The organism is Nocardia neocaledoniensis, assembly GCF_003182135.1.
In the GTDB taxonomy this organism is placed as follows: domain Bacteria; phylum Actinomycetota; class Actinomycetes; order Mycobacteriales; family Mycobacteriaceae; genus Nocardia; species Nocardia neocaledoniensis.
The window spans coordinates 642,328-661,803 of record NZ_QGTL01000001.1; the positions used below are offsets into that span (position 1 = coordinate 642,328).

The 19,476-nt window shown below is 70.2% G+C and carries 20 protein-coding genes; 9 read left to right on the forward strand and 11 right to left on the reverse strand.

What is annotated here, in order from left to right; translation table 11 throughout:
• Positions 1 to 58 precede the first annotated feature (58 nt).
• Positions 59 to 1,807 (reverse strand): proline--tRNA ligase, encoded by a 1,749-nt coding sequence (locus tag DFR69_RS02945; RefSeq protein WP_110035805.1) that lies wholly within the window; start codon positions 1,805 to 1,807, stop codon positions 59 to 61.
• A 256-nt stretch (positions 1,808 to 2,063) separates the two neighbouring features.
• Between DFR69_RS02945 and ehuB the strand changes: the two genes are divergently transcribed.
• The 5 genes from ehuB to yaaA all read left to right on the forward strand — a co-directional run bounded on the left by ehuB (position 2,064) and on the right by yaaA (position 5,891).
• Complete coding sequence (gene ehuB, locus DFR69_RS02950) at positions 2,064 to 2,951, forward strand: ectoine/hydroxyectoine ABC transporter substrate-binding protein EhuB (protein WP_110035806.1); 888 nt, start codon at positions 2,064 to 2,066, stop codon at positions 2,949 to 2,951.
• 8 nt (positions 2,952 to 2,959) lie between these two features.
• Positions 2,960 to 3,682, forward strand: a complete 723-nt coding sequence (ehuC, locus tag DFR69_RS02955; protein ID WP_110035807.1) for an ectoine/hydroxyectoine ABC transporter permease subunit EhuC — start codon at positions 2,960 to 2,962, stop codon at positions 3,680 to 3,682.
• A complete protein-coding gene (gene ehuD, locus DFR69_RS02960) occupies positions 3,679 to 4,326 on the forward strand; it encodes an ectoine/hydroxyectoine ABC transporter permease subunit EhuD (RefSeq protein WP_110035808.1) in 648 nt (215 codons plus the stop codon). The genes ehuC and ehuD overlap by 4 nt, the downstream gene beginning before the upstream one ends.
• 4 nt (positions 4,327 to 4,330) lie before the next feature.
• Entirely contained in the window at positions 4,331 to 5,086 is a 756-nt protein-coding gene (gene ehuA / locus DFR69_RS02965) for an ectoine/hydroxyectoine ABC transporter ATP-binding protein EhuA (RefSeq protein WP_110035809.1), read from the forward strand.
• Between the two features lie 61 nt (positions 5,087 to 5,147).
• Positions 5,148 to 5,891 carry a peroxide stress protein YaaA gene (gene yaaA, locus DFR69_RS02970; protein WP_110036124.1) on the forward strand — a complete coding sequence of 248 codons (744 nt, stop codon included), beginning with the start codon at positions 5,148 to 5,150 and terminating at the stop codon, positions 5,889 to 5,891.
• Between the two features lie 52 nt (positions 5,892 to 5,943).
• On the opposite strand, the gene DFR69_RS02975 is transcribed toward yaaA, so the two are convergent.
• The 4 genes from DFR69_RS02975 to DFR69_RS02990 all read right to left on the reverse strand — a co-directional run bounded on the left by DFR69_RS02975 (position 5,944) and on the right by DFR69_RS02990 (position 7,988).
• A complete protein-coding gene (locus DFR69_RS02975) occupies positions 5,944 to 6,210 on the reverse strand; it encodes a hypothetical protein (RefSeq protein WP_110035810.1) in 267 nt (88 codons plus the stop codon).
• Between the two features lie 82 nt (positions 6,211 to 6,292).
• A complete protein-coding gene (locus DFR69_RS02980; RefSeq protein ID WP_167456150.1) occupies positions 6,293 to 6,688 on the reverse strand; it encodes a VOC family protein in 396 nt (131 codons plus the stop codon).
• Positions 6,688 to 6,969, reverse strand: coding sequence for an ArsR/SmtB family transcription factor (locus DFR69_RS02985; protein WP_110035812.1), 282 nt, complete (start codon positions 6,967 to 6,969; stop codon positions 6,688 to 6,690). Before DFR69_RS02985 ends, DFR69_RS02980 begins: the two co-directional genes overlap by 1 nt.
• A gap of 83 nt (positions 6,970 to 7,052) precedes the next feature.
• Complete coding sequence (locus DFR69_RS02990; protein ID WP_244198047.1) at positions 7,053 to 7,988, reverse strand: LysR family transcriptional regulator; 936 nt, start codon at positions 7,986 to 7,988, stop codon at positions 7,053 to 7,055.
• A 101-nt stretch (positions 7,989 to 8,089) separates the two neighbouring features.
• Between DFR69_RS02990 and DFR69_RS02995 the strand changes: the two genes are divergently transcribed.
• A complete protein-coding gene (locus DFR69_RS02995) occupies positions 8,090 to 8,785 on the forward strand; it encodes a type 1 glutamine amidotransferase domain-containing protein (protein WP_110035814.1) in 696 nt (231 codons plus the stop codon).
• 10 nt (positions 8,786 to 8,795) lie between these two features.
• On the opposite strand, the gene DFR69_RS03000 is transcribed toward DFR69_RS02995, so the two are convergent.
• Positions 8,796 to 9,419, reverse strand: coding sequence for an HD domain-containing protein (locus tag DFR69_RS03000; protein WP_110035815.1), 624 nt, complete (start codon positions 9,417 to 9,419; stop codon positions 8,796 to 8,798).
• 82 nt (positions 9,420 to 9,501) lie between these two features.
• Here DFR69_RS03000 and DFR69_RS03005 point away from each other — a divergent pair, with 82 nt between their 5' ends.
• The gene (locus tag DFR69_RS03005; protein WP_244198048.1) at positions 9,502 to 9,915 is read left to right on the forward strand and encodes a PPOX class F420-dependent oxidoreductase; all 414 of its coding nucleotides are present in this window, start codon (positions 9,502 to 9,504) and stop codon (positions 9,913 to 9,915) included.
• An 18-nt stretch (positions 9,916 to 9,933) separates the two neighbouring features.
• On the opposite strand, the gene DFR69_RS03010 is transcribed toward DFR69_RS03005, so the two are convergent.
• The 3 genes from DFR69_RS03010 to DFR69_RS03020 all read right to left on the reverse strand — a co-directional run bounded on the left by DFR69_RS03010 (position 9,934) and on the right by DFR69_RS03020 (position 14,146).
• On the reverse strand, positions 9,934 to 11,394 hold the full coding sequence (locus DFR69_RS03010) for an MFS transporter (protein WP_110035817.1): 1,461 nt from the start codon (positions 11,392 to 11,394) through the stop codon (positions 9,934 to 9,936).
• A gap of 78 nt (positions 11,395 to 11,472) precedes the next feature.
• Positions 11,473 to 12,714, reverse strand: coding sequence for a uroporphyrinogen-III C-methyltransferase (cobA, locus tag DFR69_RS03015; RefSeq protein ID WP_110035818.1), 1,242 nt, complete (start codon positions 12,712 to 12,714; stop codon positions 11,473 to 11,475).
• Positions 12,715 to 12,790: 76 nt separating this feature from the next.
• Positions 12,791 to 14,146: a DoxX family protein gene (locus tag DFR69_RS03020; RefSeq protein WP_110035819.1), complete on the reverse strand. Its 1,356-nt coding sequence runs from the start codon at positions 14,144 to 14,146 to the stop codon at positions 12,791 to 12,793.
• Positions 14,147 to 14,339: 193 nt separating this feature from the next.
• Here DFR69_RS03020 and DFR69_RS03025 point away from each other — a divergent pair, with 193 nt between their 5' ends.
• Together DFR69_RS03025 and DFR69_RS03030 are read left to right on the forward strand one after the other, a co-directional pair.
• Positions 14,340 to 15,464, forward strand: coding sequence for a phosphotransferase family protein (locus DFR69_RS03025; protein ID WP_110035820.1), 1,125 nt, complete (start codon positions 14,340 to 14,342; stop codon positions 15,462 to 15,464).
• Positions 15,465 to 15,475: 11 nt separating this feature from the next.
• Entirely contained in the window at positions 15,476 to 16,585 is a 1,110-nt protein-coding gene (locus tag DFR69_RS03030; protein WP_244198049.1) for an Rv3169 family protein, read from the forward strand.
• A gap of 68 nt (positions 16,586 to 16,653) precedes the next feature.
• On the opposite strand, the gene DFR69_RS03035 is transcribed toward DFR69_RS03030, so the two are convergent.
• Together DFR69_RS03035 and DFR69_RS03040 are read right to left on the reverse strand one after the other, a co-directional pair.
• Positions 16,654 to 18,249, reverse strand: a complete 1,596-nt coding sequence (locus DFR69_RS03035) for a TROVE domain-containing protein (RefSeq protein WP_110035821.1) — start codon at positions 18,247 to 18,249, stop codon at positions 16,654 to 16,656.
• A gap of 442 nt (positions 18,250 to 18,691) precedes the next feature.
• Positions 18,692 to 19,420 (reverse strand): cobalamin biosynthesis protein, encoded by a 729-nt coding sequence (locus tag DFR69_RS03040; RefSeq protein ID WP_244198050.1) that lies wholly within the window; start codon positions 19,418 to 19,420, stop codon positions 18,692 to 18,694.
• Between the last annotated feature and the right edge of the window lie 56 nt (positions 19,421 to 19,476).

The window sequence follows — 19,476 nt, forward strand, 5'->3', positions numbered from 1 at the left end:
CGCCGCAGACGCGAACGCGCCGCCCCGGGCCGGGACGGCGCGTTCGTCGAGTCGAGGGTCAGCCGCGGATCTTCGCGGTGACCGCGGCCACGGCGTCCTCGGCCGGGATCTCCTCGGCCTCACCGGTCAACCGGTTGCGCAGTTCGACCTTGCCGTCGGCCCAGCCGCGGCCGATCACCAGGATCCAGGGCATGCCGAGCAGCTCGGCGTCCTTGAACTTGACGCCGGGCGAGGCGGTGCGGTCGTCGAAGAGGACCTCGAGGCCCTGCTTGTCCAGTCCGGCCACGACCTGCTCGGCGCCCTCGCGCGCGGCGGCGTCCTTGTTGGCGATCACCACGTGCACGTCGAACGGGGCGACCTCGGCGGGCCAGCGCAGGCCCTTCTCGTCGTGCTGCTGCTCGGCGATGACCGCGACCAGACGCGAGACGCCCACGCCGTAGGAACCCATGGTGAGCCGGACCGGCTTGCCGTTCTCGCCGAGCACGTCTACGTCGAAGGCGTCGGTGTACTTGCGGCCGAGCTGGAAGATGTGCGCGATCTCGATGCCGCGCGCGGCCACCAGCGGGCCCGCGCCGTCGGGCGAGGGATCGCCGTCGCGGACCTCGGCGGCCTCGATGGTGCCGTCGGGGGTGAAGTCACGGCCCACGACGAGCCCGACGACGTGCTTGCCGGACACGTCCGCGCCGGTGATCCACGCGGTGCCCTCGACGACACGCGGGTCGACGAGGTAGCGAACCCCGTTGGCCTGCAGCGACTTCGGGCCGATGTAACCCTTCACCAGGAAGGGGTTGGCGGCGAAATCGGCCTCGGTGAGCAGCTCCACCTCGGCGGGCTCGACGGCGGCCTCGAGGCGCTTGTCGTCGACCTCGCGGTCGCCGGGGATGCCGATGCCGAGGATCTCGGTCTTGCCGTCGGGGTGGCGCAGCTTGACCATCACGTTCTTCAACGTGTCGGCGGCGGTGACGGCGCGATCGAGCACCTTCGCCTCGTTGGCCCAGTCGACCAGCGTCGCGATGGTGGGCGTGTTCGGGGTGTCGTATTCGACCGCGGCGGGCTGCCCCTCGATGGGCAGCGGCGCGGGCGCCGGGGTGACCACGGCTTCGACGTTGGCGGCGTAGCCGGACTCGACGCAGCGCACGTAGGTGTCCTCACCCACGGGGCTCTCGGCGAGGAACTCCTCGGACGCGCTGCCGCCCATGGCACCGGAGGTGGCCGCCACGATCACGTACTTCACGCCGAGGCGTTCGAAGATGCGCTGGTAGGCGGCGCGGTGGGTGGCGTAGCTGGTGGCGAGGCCGTCGTCGTCGAGATCGAAGGAGTAGGAGTCCTTCATCACGAACTCGCGTCCGCGCAGGATGCCGGCGCGGGGCCGTTCCTCGTCGCGGTACTTGTTCTGGATCTGGTACAGCGTGACCGGCAGGTCCTTGTACGAGTTGTACTCACCCTTGACGGTGAGCGCGAACAGTTCCTCATGGGTGGGACCGAGCAGGTAGTCGCCGCCCTTGCGGTCCTGCAGCCGGAACAGGGCGTCGCCGTATTCGGTCCACCGGTTGGTGGTCTCGTAGGGCTCGCGCGGTAGCAGGGCGGGCAGCGAGATCTCCTGGGCGCCGGTGGCGTCCATCTCCTGGCGCACCACGTCCTCGATGCGACGCAGTGTGCGCAGGCCCAGCGGCAGCCACGAGTACACGCCCGGCGCGATCCGGCGGACGTAGCCGGCGCGGACGAGCAGTTTGTGGCTTGGCACCTCGGCGTCCGCGGGATCGTCTCGCAGGGTGCGCAGGAACAGTCGGGAGAGGCGGGTGATCACGGCTCCACAGCGTAGCCCCTGGTCCGGCGAAGCTCACAGCGGATTACCACCGGGCCGCCGCGCCAGGTCGGCACACCGCGCGGCACATCAGACTACCCAATTGTTTCATCGCCTAATCAGCAGATAACAAAGCGATAACGTAGCGCGCTCGATCCGATATTCGGCGACTAGATTAATTTGCGTGTGAATTCACATTTCATAAATGAAAACGGTAGCTGACCTGCACGACGAAGGCTACCCTTGCGGGAGGTCCGATATGGCCGAGAACAAGCCACTGCGCCGGCGCTGTACAGCGGTGTTCGCAGGCGCCGCGCTCGTGGCGGCGGCGCTCGCCGGGTGCACCAAGACCGAGACCACCGAGAGCGGTCAGCTACTCCAGTCCCTGCGCGACAAGGGCGCGATCACCGTGGGTTTCGCCGGGGAAGCACCCTACTCGTTCGACCAGAACGGCCAGCTGACCGGCGCCACCGTCGCCCTGCACCGGGCGATCTTCGCCAACCTCGGCATCAAGACCGTCGACGGCGTGCAGACCGAATTCGGCGCCCTCATTCCCGGTCTGCAGGCGAATCGATTCGATGCCGTCAGCGCCGGAATGTCGATCTTGCCGAAACGCTGTGAACAGGCCGCGTTCAGCGAACCGGAATTCATGTACACCACCGCACTCATGGTGAAGCCCGGTAATCCGATGAATTTGTCGGATATGCAATCGATCAAGGCGAGCGGCGCGAAGATGGCCGCGATGACCGGCGCCATCGAGTCCGACTACGCCGCCTCACTCGGCATCGACGCCACCCAGGTCGCCACCCCGCAGGACGGCATGGACGCCGTGACCTCGGGACGCGCGGACGTGTTCGCCCTCACCGCGATCTCGCTGAACTGGCTGAAGAGCCACACGCCGAACGCGGCCGTCGACGTGACACCGTCGTTCGTGGCCGTCATCGACGGCAAGCCGCAGATCGGCGCGGGCGGCACGGTGTTCCGCACCTCCGACCCCGACCTGCTGGCGGCCTACAACGCCGAGCTGGCCAAGATCACCTCCGACAAGGACAAGTACCTGTCGATCGTGGGCGAGTTCGGGTTCACCGAGCGAGAGCTGCCCGACCCGAAGTACACGACGGCCAAGCTGTGCAAGGGCGAGATCTGACCTGAGCGATGAGCAATCTCGACGCGTTGCGCGATGCTCTCCCGGCGATCCGGGAGGGCGTCGTGGTCACGCTGGAGCTGACCGTCGGCGGTGCGCTGCTCGCGTTCGTCCTCGCCCTGGTCCTCGGCATCGCCGCCAGGTTCCGCAATCTCGCGGTCCGCGGCGGCGCCAGGGTCCTGATCGAGTTCTTTCGCGGCACCTCGCTGCTGGTGCAGATCTTCTGGCTGTTCTATGTGCTGCCGCTGCTGGGCTACAAGCTGGACCCGGTGTTCTGCGGCATCCTGGCGCTCGGATTGAATTACGGCGCCTACGGTGCCGAGGTGGTGCGCGGCGCGCTGAACGCGGTGCCGCGCGCGCAGTTCGAGGCGGCGGTGGCACTGAACTTCAGTCCGTGGCAACGGATGCGACGGGTGCTGTTCCCGCAGGCCTGGGCACTGATGCTGCCGTCGCTGACCAATCTGCTGGTGCACCTGCTCAAGGGCACGGCGCTGGCCTCCTACATCACCCTGCACGATCTCACCTACGAGATCGGCACGCTGCGCAAGACCACCGGTGACACCCTGTTCTCGTTCGGGATCGGCCTGCTGATCTACTTCGTCCTCGCCTATCTGCTCACACTCGGCATGAACATGCTCGAGACGCGGGCCAAACGGAAGCTGGGCCGGGGCGCCACGCTCAAGGAAGTGTTGAGCCTGGCGCCCGACGACGCGCACGCGAAGGTGGCGCCATGACCGCGGAATGGAGTTGGGAGCGCGCCCGCGAGGCCCTGCCGGTGCTCTGGGACGGATTCCAGATCACCCTGCTGGCCACGCTGCTCGGGTTCGCGCTGGCCGCGGTGCTCGGCCTGCTGATCGCGATCGTCCGGCAGTCGACGCCGCGCTGGATCGCCGCGCCGGTGCACGCGGCGAGCGAGTTCGTCCGGCTCACCCCGCTGGTGGTGCAGCTACTGTTCGCCTACACGCTGCTCACCCAGTTCTCGGCGCTGCAGATCGGCATCACGGTGCTGGGCATCCACTATTCGAGCTATCTGGCCGAGGTGTACCGGGCCGGGATCGAGGCGGTACCGAAGGGGCAGTGGGAGGCGGCGCGGGCCCTGTCGCTGCCGCCGCTGCGCACCTGGCGGGCGGTGGTGCTGCCGCAGGCGATCCGGGCCAGTCTGCCCGCGCTGGGCACCAACGCCGTCTCGATGTTCAAGGACACCCCGTTCCTGTTCGCCATCTCGGTGGTCGAACTGGTCACCGCCGCACAGCAGTTCGGAGCGCGCAACTTCGCCTATCTGGAGGCGATCACCCTGGCCGGCGTGTTCTTCCTCGTCGCCAGCTACCCGACCTCCGTGCTGATCAGAAGACTGGAGAAGCGCCTTGCCTACTACTGACGAGATGATCCGATTCGATCGGGTGGTCAAGCGTTTCGGCGACCTCGTCGTGCTCGACGAACTCGATTTCAGCGTGCGGCGCGGGGAGAAGGTGACGCTGATCGGACCCTCCGGGTCGGGCAAGACCACCATCCTGCGCCTGCTGATGACGCTGGAGACGATCACCGACGGGGTGATCTGGGTCGACGGCGAACCGCTCACGCACACCGAACGCGGCGGAAAACTGGTGCCCGCCAAGGAGAAGCATCTGCGCGCGGTGCGCACCAAGATCGGCATGGTCTTCCAGCAGTTCAACCTGTTCCCGAACATGACGGTGCTGGAGAACATCACCGAGGCGCCGGTGCACGTGCTCGGCAAGTCGAAGGCCGAGGCCAGGGACCGGGCGATGCACCTGCTCGAGGTCGTCGGGCTGGCCGACAAGGCGCGCGCGCATCCCTCGCAGCTCTCGGGCGGTCAGCAGCAGCGGGTAGCGATCGCGCGCTGCTGCGCGATGGATCCGAAGGTGATGCTGCTCGACGAGGTGACCTCGGCGCTGGACCCGGAACTGGTCGGCGACGTGCTCGACGTTCTGCGCACCATCGCCGAGACCACCGACATCACCATGCTGATCGTGACCCACGAGATGCGCTTCGCGCGCGAGGTGTCGGATCGGGTGCTGATGTTCGACTCGGGCCGCATCGTGGAGCAGGGCCCACCCGAGCAGATCTTCGAGGCGCCGACGAACGAGCGGACCCGCAAGTTCCTGGAAGCGGTGCGCTGAGCCACCGCCGCGCCGGGGCGGGACGCGGTCGCTCGCGCGGCGGCGATTACCGTTGACGCTCGTGCTGGTGCTGCTACCTCCCTCCGAAACCAAGTCCGACGGCGGCTCGGGCGCCCCGCTCGACCTCGCCGACCTGGCGATGCCGCAGCTCGGCGCGGTGCGCGACAAGCTGATCACCGAGGTGGTGCAGCTGGCCGCCGACCCGGCCCGCTCGGCGCAGGTCCTCGGTCTGGGCAAGGGCGCCGACGCCGAGGTCGCCCGCAACGCGAGCCTGCGCACGTCGGCGACGCGGCCCGCGCTGGAGCGCTACACCGGCGTGCTCTACGACGCGCTGGACGCGAAGTCCTTCACCAAGGCCCAGCGGGCCAAGGCATACGCGCGCCTCGGCATCGGCTCGGCACTGTTCGGGGCGGTGCGCGCGGGTGATCCGATCCCGGCCTATCGCCTGTCCGGCGGCACCAAACTGCCCGGGCTGCCGACGCTGTCGGCGCTGTGGCGCGAGGCCCTGCCCGATGCCCTCTACACCGAGGCCGCCGGCGAACTGGTCGTGGACCTGCGGTCGGGCACCTATCAGCAACTGGGCCGGGTGCCCGACGCGATCACCGCCAACGTGCTCACCGAGCACCCCGACGGTTCCCGCACCGTGGTGAGCCATTTCAACAAGCATCACAAGGGCCTGCTGGCCCGCGCACTGGTCCTCACCCGCGCCGAGCCGACCGACATCCGCGGTGTCGCCCGGGTGGCTGCCAAGTCCGGCCTCCGCGTCGAAATCGCCTCGCCCACCGAACTTCTCGTCATCACCTAATTGCGTTCGAGGGCCGGCCGATCACGGTCGGCCGACCCTCGAACGGCTGTCGTCAGCCCGCCGACCCGAACCAGATCGGTTCGCAGCCCGCGATATCGCACCCGATACGCGGATCGAAGATCGCCCGGCCCAGTTCGGCCGAACCGGTCACGCTCAGCACCGAATACAGCAGTTGCCCGAACGAATTCGCGCTGCCGGAATCGACGACCACCTCCGCCGACCGCACCGGCGACTGCGCCGTCGCCGGCCCGGCCACGGCCGCACCGAGCAGGGCGAGGGCGGCACCGGCCACCAGTCCTCGTGTCAACGCGTCTTTCATCTGTCTCCTCCGATCGAACCGACCCGAAGGAGGACACTGCCGTCCATCGACTCCCGGTGCCAGACCGGAGAATCAGGGGCGCCTACGCCGTGGCCGGGGCGCCCATGAGCTGGATGAGGTTGCCGCAGGTGTCGTCGAAGACGGCGGTGGTGACCGCGCCCATCGGCTGGGGCGGCTGGGTGAACAGGACGCCGAGGTCGAGCAGGCGGCGGTATTCGGCCTCGAGGTCGTCGACGGTGAAGACGATGCACGGGATGCCGTCGGCGGTGAGCGCGGTCTTGTAGTTCTGGGCGATCGGGTTCTGGTCGGGTTCGAGCAGCAGTTGGGTGCCGTCGACGTCGGCGGGCGAGACCAGCGTGAGCCAGTCGAACTCGCCGAGCGGGACCCGGTCCTTGACCTGGAAACCGAGCACGTCGGTGTAGAACTTCTCGGCTTTGTCCTGGTCGTCGACGAAGACGCTGGTCACTCCGATGCGGATCATGTGTCCTCCTGGGGGATGGGCCATCGTCGCGACACCGCGCGCAGCGGCGCGAAGTCGGCGTGATGGAACTTGTATCGGCCGGCACGACGGGTGGTGACCAGCCCCACGGCCTCGAGCATCCCCAGGTGCTGGGTGATCGCCTGCCGCGAGGAACTGATCCCGTGCTTGGTGGCGAGCTTGGCGCAGAGTTCGAACAGAGTCTGCCCGTCCCGTTCCGCCAGTTCGTCCAGGAGCGCGCGGCGTGTCGAGTCCGCGAGCGCGGTGAAGATATCGGTCACGGTGCGCGCTCCTCCCGTCGTCTCCCTGCGAACGATAGGCAAGCCCCAGCTTGCATGTCAAGTATCGACCCAGGTGGACGCCGTCAGCCCTGGATTCGCCAGGCGCGGGCGGCGGTCAGCAGCTGGGTGCGCACCAGGTCGACGTGTGGCCGCGGCGGTGCGCCGACCCGGCGGGCGAGGAATCCGGTGTTGATCGGCGGATCGTCGGGGTCGAGCAGCGTCACCAGACTCGCCTCGGCGAGCTCCCGTTCGCACAGGTAACGCGGCAGCACGCTCAGCCCGGCCCCTGCGAGCACTGCCGACAGCACCGCGCGCAGGTCGGCGACGACCAGCGTCGGTTCCACCTCGAGCCGCGTCTGGAAGACGTGCCGCCAGTACCGGCGCAGGATCGGCAGATCGGTGGCGTAGCTGAGGACCGGGATCCCGGCGAGGACACCGGGCCCCTCGGCACGCAGCCGCCCGAGATCGATCCGGGCGGCCACCGTGGGCGCCGCGACGAGCACGAATTCCTCGTCGACCAGCGGCTCGGCAAGCACCGCGCGCCCACGCGGGCGCACCGTGGAAATGACCAGATCCAGGGTGCCCGAACGCAATTCGGCCAGCAGGTCGTCGGTGAGGCCGGGCTGGACCACGAGCCGCACCCCGTCGGCGAGCAGGGGCGCGAGCGCGGGCACCACCCGCGCCGCGATCATCTCGGCCGGACCGCCGAGCAGCACCGGCGGATCGGGCGCGGCGCGCTCGGTGACCGTGCCGCTGACCACCGCCTCCAGTTCCTCGAGCGGTGCGCTCACCCGCGCCGCCAGCTCGTGGCCGGCGGCGGTGGCGGCCACCCCGCGCGGAAGCCGCTCGAACAGCGGCCTGTCCAGGTGCCGCTCGAGCGCCTGGAGCTGGGCGGTGACCGTGGGCTGAGACAGGCCGATCTGGGCGGCGCCCGCCGTCAGCGATCCGGTGCGATACACGGCGAGAAACGTCCGTAGCTGCACCAGATCCATCGAGCCATCGGCTTGCCTATGTCTCATATCGGCCATCCTATTGGTCAGCGGATTCCACCGGACCTAGCGTGGATTTCGGCGGTCGGTGACCCGGCCGCCGACCCCCTGTCGAATGGAGTAGGAATCCGATGGCACACATCCTGTTCGTCCTGACCGGTGCCGACCACTGGACCCTGGCCGACGGCACCGCGCACCCCACCGGGTACTGGGCCGAGGAGTTCGCCGCACCCTACGAGGCGTTCACCCGCGCCGGTCACACCGTCACCGTCGCCACTCCCGGCGGCGTCGTCCCGACCGTCGACAAGGCGAGCCTGGCCCCCGACGTGAACGGCGGCCCCGACGGCGCGGCCGCGGTCGCCGACGCCCTGTCGGCCGCCGAACCCGCACTGCGCCACCCCGTTTCGCTCGACGAGGTCAGCCTGTCCGACTACGACGCGGTCTTCTACCCCGGCGGCCACGGCCCGATGGAAGACCTCGCCGTCGACCCCGCCTCCGGTGCGCTGCTGTCCGCCGCGCTGGTCTCGGGCAAGCCGCTCGGCGTCGTCTGCCACGGACCGGCCGCGCTGCTCGCCACCGCCGATCCCGCGGGCCACTCCCCCTTCGCCGGCTACCGGCTGACCGGTTTCAGCAATGCCGAGGAGACCCAGGCCGGTCTGGCCGACAAGGCGAAGTGGCTGCTGCAGGACCGCCTCGTCGCCCTCGGCGTCGACTACCGCGAGGGCGAGCCGTGGGCGCCCCACATCGAGATCGATCGCAACCTCTACACCGGCCAGAACCCGGCGTCCTCGGCTGACCTCGCCGCGAAGATGCTCGCCGCGCTGTGAGCGCGGGAGCTCATTCGGTGAGCTGAGCCAGTTCGGCGGCGAGATTGACCCGCGCCCGCTCCTCGTAGCGGGCGCGGGCGGTCGCGGTGCGGTACAGCACCGGCTGATTCGCCAGCGCCCGCAGCACGCCCGCGCGGCCCGCGCGGAACAGGTCGTCGGGGACGTGGGCGTATTCGGTACGCACGGCCGTGGCGTAGGCGGCGTAGCTCGCGGCGTCACCGCCGAGCACGACCAGGTCGGCGTCGCAGAGCACGGCGCCGTTGGCGTCGCCGGCTTCGGAGTCGTGGCCGCGGGTGAGCAGCACCAGCCGCACCACCTCGTCGACGAGTTCCGGTGCGGCGTCGAGGGATTCGAGGACGTCGCGAGCCAGGTCGGCGCTGCGTTCCTCGTTGTCGGCGCGGTCGACGGCGTAGATGGCGTCGTGGAAGAAGGCCGCGTACCGGACCGCGTCGATATCCGTTGCGTGCTCGGCCAATTCGTCGATGGCCGTCAGCATCGCGCGCAGATGTTCCAGGGTGTGGTAGTGCCGGTGGGGTTCGGCGTAGCGGGCGATGATCCCCGCACCGAGCGCGGCGGAGTCCACCCCGGCCAGCGCGGTCCAACGGTCGAGCAGATCCAGCGACGGCGACGACATCACTCCAGTGTCGGCGGACCGGCGCGGGCCGACAACCCCGTTCACCGGAATGGCCGGGAACCGAAAAGCGTTCGTCTGGAATGTGACTGATACCGCAGTGCTGTCCGAGGACCTGAAATCGTATCTGGACGAGGAGAAGGTGTACGCGACCGTCGCCACGGTCGGCGCCAACGGGCACCCCCATCTGACCGTGGTCTGGATCAAGCGCGAGGGCGACGAGCTGGTGTTCTCCACCACCGTCGACCGGCAGCAGGCCAAGAACCTGGCCCGTGATCCGCGCATCACGGTGATGGTGAACCCGCCGGAGCGCCCGTTCCTCTACGCCGAGATCCGCGGCACCGCGACCACCGTCCCCGATCCCGAGCGGGCGCTGCCCGACGAGATGTCGCTGAAGTACACCGGCAAGCCCTACCGCGAGTTCAACCCCGCCTCCGTGCACGACGGCGAGCGCGTGATCGTGCGCGTCACCCCGCGCCGGGTCGCGGGCCGCCTCTGACCGCGAGGCCCGGCGCGCTCAGCTGCGCTGGGCCTCTTCCTGGGCGTGCTGGGCCTGCACCAGCTGCGCGGGCGTGTAGCGCAGCGTCAGCGCGACGAGTCCGGCCAGGACCGCCAGCCCGGCACACACCAGCAGCACCAGCGTGTAGCCGCTGTTGAGCGCGTCGATCTCGGTGGGGTTCATCTGCGCCGCCAGCCCGTCGCGGCCGCCCAGTGACAGCGTCCGCGAGGCCGCGATCGGGCTGAGCAGGCCGATCGCGATCGGGGTCGCCAGGTTCATGAACATCTGGCCGACCGCCGAGAGCGGGCCGATGTTCGAGGGCGGCACCCCGACCAGCACACACAGCGGCGCCAGCACCATGGCCACGCCGACGCCGAAGCCGATCACCAGCAGCAGCGCGAGCAGCGTGGGCAGGTACTGCACGTGCCGGTCCAGGGTCGAGCCGAAGAACAGGCCGCAGGCCAGCACGGCTGCCGCGGCCGCGAGCAGCCAGCGCGGCGCGATCACCAGCGCCGCCTTGGAGGCCACCGCGCCACCGACGCCGATGCCGATGGTGAACGGGATCGAGGCGAGACCGGCCTGCAGCGGGCTGTAGCCGAGCACGTTCTGCAGCAGCTGGGCGACGAAGAACGTCATCGCGCCGAGCACCGCGCCGGCCAGGAAGATCAGGGCGAAGGTGGCGACCCGGTCGCGGCTGTCGAACAGCGACCAGGGCAGTAGCGGATCGGCCTCGCGGCGCTCGGTGAGCACGAAGATCACCAGCAGCGCGAACCCGCCGATCAGCGAGCCGAGGATGATCGGGCTGGTCCAGCCCATCGCCGGGCCCTCGGTCGCGCCGAACACGATGGTCGCGCACGCGAGGGTGCCCAGGATCGCGCCCTTGATGTCGAGCGGGGTGCGCTGGTGCACGGTGTCGGTGAGCTTGTAGACGGCCCCGAGCACGATCAGCGCGCCGATCGGCACGTTGATCAGGAAGATCCAGCGCCACGAGAACTCGGTGAGCGCACCGCCGACGACCAGGCCGCCGACCGAGCCGATGCCTGCCATCGACCCGACGATCGCGATCGCCTGGTTCCTGGCGGGTCCTGGTGCGAACGTGGTGGCGACCAGCGCGAACGCGGTCGGCGCCGCGATGGCGGCGCCCGCACCCTGGAAGGCGCGCGCGATCAGCAGCATCGCCTCGCCGGTGGCCAGCCCGCAGGCCAGCGAGGCGGCGGTGAACAGGCCGACGCCGTAGATGAGCATCCGCTTGCGGCCGAAGGCGTCGCCGAGCCTGCCGCCGAGCAGCATCAGGCCCGCGAAGGTCAGGCCGTAGGAGGTCACCGTCCACGCGCTGCCGGAGCTGGACAGCCCCATCTCCTCCTGCAGCCGTGGCAGGGCGAAGATCACGACGGTGCCGTCGAGCACCACCATGAGCTGCAGGCCGCTCAGTACGAGGATGGCGAGGCCGAAGGCCCGCTTCGTCACCGGATACTGCATCGTCGCAGCGGGTTTATCGAGCACAACGTGGCAGTGTAATTGGCACCGCGGCAACGCACCGGTGCGCGGGCCGCGAAGCTAGTCCAGCCCGAAACCGGCAGTCGGCCCGATGACGATGATCGCGGGCGGTCGGATGCCCTCGGACCTGACCTTCTCCGCGACGGTCGCCAGGTCGGCGCGCACCACGCGCTGGGTGCGCAGCGTGCCCTCCTGGATGACCGCGGCCGGGGTGTCGGCCGCGCGGCCGCCGTCGAGCAGGGCCGCGGCGAACTTGTCGATCCGCTCGACCGCCATCATCAACACGAGGGTGCCGCGCAGCTTGGCCAGCGCCGACCAGTCGACGAGCGAATCCGGGTGATCGGGCGCCACGTGCCCGCTCACCACGACGAACTCGTGGGTCACGCCGCGATGGGTCACCGGGATGCCCGCGGCGCCGGGGACCGAGATCGGGCTGGTGATGCCGGGCACGACCGTCACCGGGATGCCCGCCTCGGCGCAGGCCTCGAGTTCCTCGTAGCCGCGGCCGAACACGTACGGGTCGCCGCCCTTGAGCCGGACGACGAACTTGCCCGCCTTGGCGCCCTCGACGAGGGCGAGGTTGATCGCCTCCTGTGCCATCGAGCGGCCGTAGGGGATCTTCGCGGCGTCGATCACCTCGACGTGCGGGCCCAGTTCGGCGAGCAGTTCCGGCGGGGCCAGCCGGTCGGCCACGACCAGGTCGGCACGGGCGAGCAGGCGGCGGCCGCGCACGGTGATCAGGTCGGGATCGCCGGGTCCGCCGCCGACCAGGGCGACGCCGGGGGTCACCGGTTCCGAATCGTCGGTCACCACGCCGGATTGCAGCGCTTCGAGCAGGCCGTTGCGCACGGCGGCCGAGCGGCGGTGCGCGCCACCGGCGAGCACGCCGAGGGTCAGGCCGTCGTAGCGGGCGGTGGCCGGGGTGACGGCGGTGCCGTCGCGGGCGATGTCGGCGCGGACGCAGAAGATCCGCTTCGCCGTGGCCTCGGCGACGACTGCCGCGTTGGTCTCGGGTTCGTCCGTGCAGGCCATCGCGTACCAGGCGTCGTCGAGATCGCCGTCGGCGTAGGCGCGCAGGGTGACGGTGAGTTGCCCGGCGGTCGCCATGCCCTCGACCGCGGGCGTAACCGCCCTGCTGATCACGTGGACGTCGGCGCCCGAGGCCACGAGCAGACCGAGCCTGCGCTGGGCGACCGTCCCGCCGCCGACCACGACGACCCTGCGTCCGCGCAGATCGAGCCCGACCAGGTAGTTCGGGTCCCCGGCGGGCTGGTTCTCTACGGCGTCTGACGTGTTCGGCACAGTGGACGAGCCTAGTTCGTGCCGTGGACGCCGCCGAATTCGGCCGCCGACACACCGCGACTGTGCCGGCGGCGGCTCAGCCCACGTACGGGTTGTTCTGGACCCAGCGGAACCCGGTGCCGCGGAGCGGGAACCTGTCGAGGTCCGTGCGGCTCAGCGTGACCGTCGTGGCCCTGCCGCCGACGTCGCCGCGCAGCACGAGCCGGTCCTCGGTGGGTCGTTCGACGGTGAGGGTGGCGTACGGCGCGGGCGCCGAATCCGGCGGCGACGCGGGCAGAGTCAGGGTCAATGTGGGCGCGGCCGGGTCGGTGGTGGCCGTCGCGGGGACGAGGGTGTCGTCCATCCGCTGGTACGCGGCGCCGCCGGTGTCGATGATCAGGCGCTGCCAGCGCGTCTCGTCGGTGCGCAGCGCGGGCACCTGGTCACCGTCGACGGTGTACTCGGCGACCTCCCAGATGCCGTACAGCTCCGGTTTCGGTGCGCCGCCGCCGTACTCGCGCCAGGAATCCATGCCCAGGTACACGCAGCCGCCCACGATCCACAGGCCGAGTGCGACCTGCGCCAGGCTCGCCCACCGATTCGCCCGGGCCGAGCCGAACAGCGGCGGCTGGGTCGCCGGCCCCGAAGCACGTTCCAGCACGAGCACATTCGCCAGCCGGCGCGCCTGCGGAGCGAGCAGGACCAGGCTCATCAGCAGCAGGTGCCCGGACAGCATCTTCACCGGCACGTCGAAGGTGAGGTTGAGCAGGAACACCTGCGCCATGCTCACCACGCTCAGCAGCGCGCCCAGGGTCGCGGTGCGCGGCCAGAACAGCAACAGGCCGGCGAGCACCTCGGCGAGTCCGAGCGACATCTCGTAGACCGGCGAGGAACCGACCTGGGTCCACAGCATCGACATCGGGCTCAGGTCGCCGACGCGGGTGAGCAGCGTGGTGAGCGCGGGCTCGGGCATCTGGGTGGGGATCAGCTTGGCGAAGCCGTAGAACAGCATCTGGCCGCCCACGCAGAGCCGCAGCGCGGTCATGAACCAGCTGAGCGATCGGGGGTAGGCCACGCGACCGCGGTCGAGCACCGACCACACGACCGTGACCAGCAGGGCGACCAGCAGCACCAGGCCGCACTGGATCCAGATCGCCGCCTGGTCGCCGCTGCCGTTCATCGTGAGCTCGGCCTCGACCCCGAACACGTGCTCACCGATCCAGCGACTCACCGGCGCGAGCGACATCATCTGCCACGCGATGGCGTCCTCGGGCAACTGCCGCGCGAGGGCGCCCAGGAAGACGAAGGTGATCTGCGCCATCCACAGGCAGAACAGTCCCAGGTAGGCGACGGTGAACCGGAACGCGATCCGGGTGATCGGATGCCAGGCGGGCGGCGGCGCGGCGGGGCTCACGTCGTCGCTGGTCGCACGCTCTGTCGTCGCTGCGGTCACCCACGCCTCCTCATCGAGTTATCTTGTTACTCAAGCTAATCGGTGAGGGCGGTGGGGCGCGTCCGGGGAAACCCTGATCTTCGGCGGTGTCAACCCCGAGTCTCGATCACCGACGCGGCCCTTACATTCCGGTATCTTGTCCGGTACCCAGAAGTGACACACGTTACAGTTCGGCGACAGGGGTACCGCACACATGTCCGAAGATCAGGACCCGGCCGCGCGGGTGTCGCTCACTGTCAGCGCGCGCGATCTGGACGAATTGTCCGGGCAGTTGGCGCGCTGGCTGACAGGCCAGGTCGGCGCGCCCGTGACGGTGGAGAACCTGAGCAAGCCGTCGGCGGGCGGCATGTCGAGCACCACGATTCTCTTCGACGCGCGATGGCAGACCGGCGAGACGGCCGAGAGCGGGTCGTTCGTGCTGCGGATGGCGCCCGAGGACGGCTCGTTCCCCGTCTTCGAGTCCTACGACCTGCCGATGCAGTACCAGGTGATGTCCGGCGTCGCCGCGGCCTCGACGGTCGCCGTGCCGCCGCTGCGCTGGCTCGAGACCGACGAATCCGTGTTCGGCTCCCCGTTTCTCGTGATGGAGAAGGTGGAGGGCAGGGCGCCCTCGGACAATCCGCCCTACGTGTTCTTCGGCTGGCTGTTCGACGCCACCGCGCAGGAGCGGGCCCGCATCGCCGACGCGACGGTCGAGGTGATCACCCAGGTGCACGCCATCGACGACGCCGCCCGGCGTTTCCCGCTGCTCGACGGCGAGGGTTCGGCGCTGCGCAGGCACTTCCAGGCCCAGCGCGCCTGGTACGCGTGGGCGCTGACCGACCACGGGGTCCGGGTGCCGCTCATCGAGCGCAGCTTCGACTGGCTCGAGGCCCACTGGCCCGCCGACCCCGGCCCCGAGGTCCTGAACTGGGGTGACGCCCGGCCGGGCAACATCCTGTTCGACGGGTTCACCCCTGCCGCGGTACTCGACTGGGAGATGGCCACGCTCGGCCCGCGCGAGCTGGACCTGGGCTGGATCATCTTCATCCACCGCTTCTTCCAGGACATCGCCACCCGCTTCGACCAGCCGGGCCTGCCCGACTTCCTGCGCCGGGACGCGGTGGTCGCGAAATACGAGGAGCTGTCCGGACATTCGGTTCGGAACCTGGATTTCTACATCGTCTACGCGGCGCTGCGGCACGCGATCGTGATGGCCAGGATCAAGTGCCGGATGATCCACTTCGGCGAGGACACCGTGCCCGACGACCCGGACGACTACGTGATGCACCGGCTCAGCCTCGAGGCCTTGCTCGACGGCACCTACGAGTGGGACTGACTGGAGAGACGATGACCGCGATCATGCCCGTCCCGCTGGACGAATACCCCGTCCATCAGACCCCACTGTCGCTGGCCAGGGTGGCCACCAGCGACCGCAACTTCTACGACCGCTACTACTTCAACGCCTTCGACCCGGCCGGTGACACCATGCTGATCACCGGGTTCGGCGTGTACCCGAACCTCGGCGTGGTCGACGCCTTCGCCACGGTGCGTCACGGCACCAGCCAGCGGGCCGTGCGCTTCTCCGACGCGCTCGTCGAGCGCGATCTGACCACCGCCGTCGGCGGCTACCGGATCGAGGTGATCGAGCCGCTGCGCAAGCTGCGGGTGATCTGCGAGCATCCCGATCTCGGCTTCGATCTCACCTGGACCGGCGCGCATCCGGCCGTGCAGGAGCAGCCGCACCTGATCCTGTCGGGGACGCGCCCGATCATCGAGGCCTCCCGCTTCGCCCAGCTGGGGTCGTGGGAAGGCACGCTCGCCGTCGACGGCACCGACTACACCGTCGATCCGGCGTCCTGGACGGGCAGCCGGGACCGTTCCTGGGGAATCCGGCCCTCCGGCGAACCCGAACCGCCGGGACGCGCCGCGTCCGAGGGCGCGGGCGGCTTCTGGTGGCTGTACGCGCCGCTGCGGTTCGAGGAGTTCGCGATCGTGGTGATCGTGCAGGAGGAACCGGACGGTACCCGCACGCTCAACAACGCGGTGCGCATCTGGCACGACGGCCGCAAGGAGCAGTTGGGCTGGCCCCGAATGCATTTCGTGTACGAATCGGGCACCCGGCATCCGGTGTCGGTGCGCTTGGACATGACCACACCCGACGGCAAGCCGCTGGAGGTGTTCGTCGAATCGCGTCCCGGCATCGCCCTGCACGTCGGCTGCGGGTACGGGCCCGACCCGGACTGGACCCACGGCCGCTGGATGGGCCGGGACTGGTCGCTGTCGAGCGCCTACGACCTCACCGACCCGGCGGTCGTGGCCCGCACCCCCTACGGCGTGATCGACCACATCGGCTACGCCCGCTGCGGCGACGCGGAGGGCTGGGGCCTGTTCGAGCACGCCTCGATGGGCCGCCACAACCCCACCGGTTTCGCCGATTGGTCCTCGGTCGCGCCCTGAGCGCCGAGACCTCTCGCGCGAGAGGAGAGGCGCCGCCGCGACAACGAGGTCGCGGCGGCTCCGATTTCCTAGGCGGCCGTGGCGAAGTCGGCCAGCAGCGACGGGACGGCCGCGTCGAAACCGGCCACGTCGAGCATGCCCGCGTCGGCCGGGTCGGCGATGCTGAACCGCGTCGCCGTCATGCCGACGACCACCAGCTTGGCGCGCGGGTTCACCTCGCGCCGGTACCGGGCCAGCGCCTGGTGCGGGTGCACCGAGCCCGCCCACGTCTCGTTGTCGGTGTACACCGAGAACACGTCGACCTCGATGCCCTGCTCGAGCGCGTGCAGGATCGGCAGCGAGCAGTCCGTCCCGCCGAACGGCAGGTCCGAGACCGCGCGCACCGCGTCGTCGAGCCGCTGCCGCGGCGAGATCGACAGCGGGGACAGCCGGGACTCGCCGTGCCAACCGCTCGCTGAGGTGAACCCGACGATCTCGTGCCGCGGTTCGGTCCGCGCGCTGACCAGGGCCAGCGCCGCCGACGCTTCCCGCGCCGAGAGCGGCAGGCCCGCGATCGGACTCGTCATGGAGCCGGACACGTCGAGCGCGAGCAGGTGCCGCAGTCCGGTCGGCCGCACGGTCTCGAACGCCGCGTAGAACGCGGCGTCGAGCGCGTCGACCACCGGCGCCGACGGCGTCCACTCGCCCGCGCCGCGCGCCGAACGCCCCGCGGCGTAGGTGCGCAGCGCGATCAGCACCGACACCGGGTGCACGCGCGCCTTGCGCAGCCGCGCCGGGTCGGTGAGCTGCGCGCAGATCGCCGCGGTGCGGGCGCCGAGCGGATCGAGCAGGCCGAGCCGGGTCAGGCGCGGCAGCTGACGCAGCAGCGCCGTCTGCGGAATACCGTTGTCCAGCAGGGCCTCCCACACCGCGGGCGTGTTCAGCGCCGCGTCGGGCAGCATCTCCCAGCTGAGGCGGTACTCGCGCACGAGCTCCGGGACCCGCTCGACCGGTGCGGTCTGGGCGCGCTGGAAACCGTCGACCAGGGAGAGGCCGTCGAGATCCGGGGTGCGGCCGCAGATCCAGTCGAACAGGCGGCGCCGGGCGTCGTCGGTGGCGGCCGGGTGTGCCAGGCGCAGCAGGTCGCGGTGCGTCCAGCCTTCCCGCTGGCGGTACTTGACCACCTGGTAGGCCAGGTCGTCGACCGGCTTGTCCAGGTACCAGTTCGCCACCGCGCGCGACAGGCCGCGGCCCCAGCCGCGGAACTGCTCGGCGTAGCCGGCGAACAGGAACAGGTGGGTGCCGGTGCGGGCGACCAGCGGCAGTGCCGCGAGCGCGGCCCGGCGGCCCTCGAGATCGCCGAGCGCGGCGGCCGCGGCGAGCGCGAACAGCGCCGGGTTCGGGCGCGGCGCCCGGCCACTCGTCGAGATCTCGACGACCTCACGCACCAGCTCCGCGGTGTGCTCGGCCGCGTACTCGACGAGGAACTCGGCGTTGTCGGCGGTCAGTGCCGCGGCACGCACGTAATAGGTTCCGCCCTCCGTACCGAGGGTGAGGAAGCGCCGGACGCGGGCCTGCGGCGTGATCTCGAAGACGTAGCCGCCGGCGTTGTTCACGACCTGGCCACGATCGGCGGGCTCGTTCTGCGGCGTGGCGCGACGAGAGAAGCGCGACAGGATGTCCATGGTTTCCCCCCTCCGATACTGGGATAGGCATTGACGTTTCGGCCCCGGGACCCGCCGGGGCATGGGTGGACGAGGGGAACGGGCGGACGTGTGGTGACGGCCGGGAAAACGGAAATCTCTTTCCGCCGCGGGAATTGAACCCGCTGGACCCGAAGGTCGTTACCGATAACCGACCGAATCCGGTCCGCCCTGTTCCTCTACGTCGCAATCGCACAGCGGGCGTGTGTTTTCGACCGACGTAGTGCTCTACCAGGCTGAGCTACCGACCCTCGTGGGCCGGGCAGGATTCGAACCTGCGACATCTCCATCCGAAGTGGTAACCGACCGAATCCGGTCCGCCGTGCGACTGCTGGAAATGAGATTAGCGAGCGCGAACGCGCTTGCCCACCGAATTAATTCGCGCACCTCCGCGCTCCCCGCCGGCTCACCGAGGAACCCGCGACTACCACGGCGGTTTCGCGTGATCCGACACCTCGAGGTACGCCGCCGCGACGACGACCCCGCCGACCACGGTGCGCGCACGGGCGAGTTCACCCCCACCTGCCAGCAGAGCGGCCGCCTCGGCGACACTCGGCGTCCCCACCGCCGCGGCAGTGCGTTCCGACGTGTGGCCGACCTCGACCCGGGCGAGTTCAGCGGCGGTGAAACCACGGACCACGACTCCGAGTTCCCGTGCGGCAGCGAGGATTCCGGGATCACCGGCGCGTCGATCGATCGTCGCCAGGCACCCGACAACGGTCGTGCCCGCTACCGCGCGTACCGCGGCCAGAATCGACTCCGCCGCGGCGCGGGGTCGCGCCCCGACGCCGACGGCCACGCGCACCGGGCCACCGGGCACGCGCGAACCGTCTGCCTCAGTGGCGGCACCCGGCGGGCCGCTCGGCCGGTCGCCCACACTCGGGTCGGCAGCGCAGGTCCCGCTCGGACGGCTCGCGGTTGTCGCGGCAGGATCGCCCGCGGTTGTCACGGCGGGGTCGGCCGCGGGCGCCACGGCGGGAGCGCCCGCGATCGCCACGGCGGGGCCGCCCGCGGTCGTCGCGACCGGACGGCTCCCGGTTGTCGCGGCGCGGCTGCCTACGGCTGTCACGGCGGAGTCGGCCGCGGTTGTCGCGGCGGGATCGTCCGCGATCGCCACGACCGCGCCCGCAGCGGGGTCATCCGCGGTCGTCACGACTGCGGCCGTGGCCGGCTCACCCGATTCGACGACGCGGCTGGATGGGGCTACGG

Coding starts and splice junctions, on each gene's coding strand:
- ehuB (WP_110035806.1), top strand. CDS start 2,064: ATGGCCGAGAACAAGCCACTGCGCCGGCGCTGTACAGCGGTGTTCGCA.
- ehuC (WP_110035807.1), top strand. CDS start 2,960: ATGAGCAATCTCGACGCGTTGCGCGATGCTCTCCCGGCGATCCGGGAG.
- ehuD (WP_110035808.1), top strand. CDS start 3,679: ATGACCGCGGAATGGAGTTGGGAGCGCGCCCGCGAGGCCCTGCCGGTG.
- ehuA (WP_110035809.1), top strand. CDS start 4,331: ATGATCCGATTCGATCGGGTGGTCAAGCGTTTCGGCGACCTCGTCGTG.
- DFR69_RS02975 (WP_110035810.1), bottom strand. CDS start 6,210: ATGAAAGACGCGTTGACACGAGGACTGGTGGCCGGTGCCGCCCTCGCC.
- DFR69_RS02990 (WP_244198047.1), bottom strand. CDS start 7,988: ATGAGACATAGGCAAGCCGATGGCTCGATGGATCTGGTGCAGCTACGG.
- DFR69_RS02995 (WP_110035814.1), top strand. CDS start 8,090: ATGGCACACATCCTGTTCGTCCTGACCGGTGCCGACCACTGGACCCTG.
- DFR69_RS03000 (WP_110035815.1), bottom strand. CDS start 9,419: ATGTCGTCGCCGTCGCTGGATCTGCTCGACCGTTGGACCGCGCTGGCC.
- DFR69_RS03010 (WP_110035817.1), bottom strand. CDS start 11,394: ATGCAGTATCCGGTGACGAAGCGGGCCTTCGGCCTCGCCATCCTCGTA.
- DFR69_RS03025 (WP_110035820.1), top strand. CDS start 14,340: ATGTCCGAAGATCAGGACCCGGCCGCGCGGGTGTCGCTCACTGTCAGC.
- DFR69_RS03030 (WP_244198049.1), top strand. CDS start 15,476: ATGACCGCGATCATGCCCGTCCCGCTGGACGAATACCCCGTCCATCAG.
- DFR69_RS03035 (WP_110035821.1), bottom strand. CDS start 18,249: ATGGACATCCTGTCGCGCTTCTCTCGTCGCGCCACGCCGCAGAACGAG.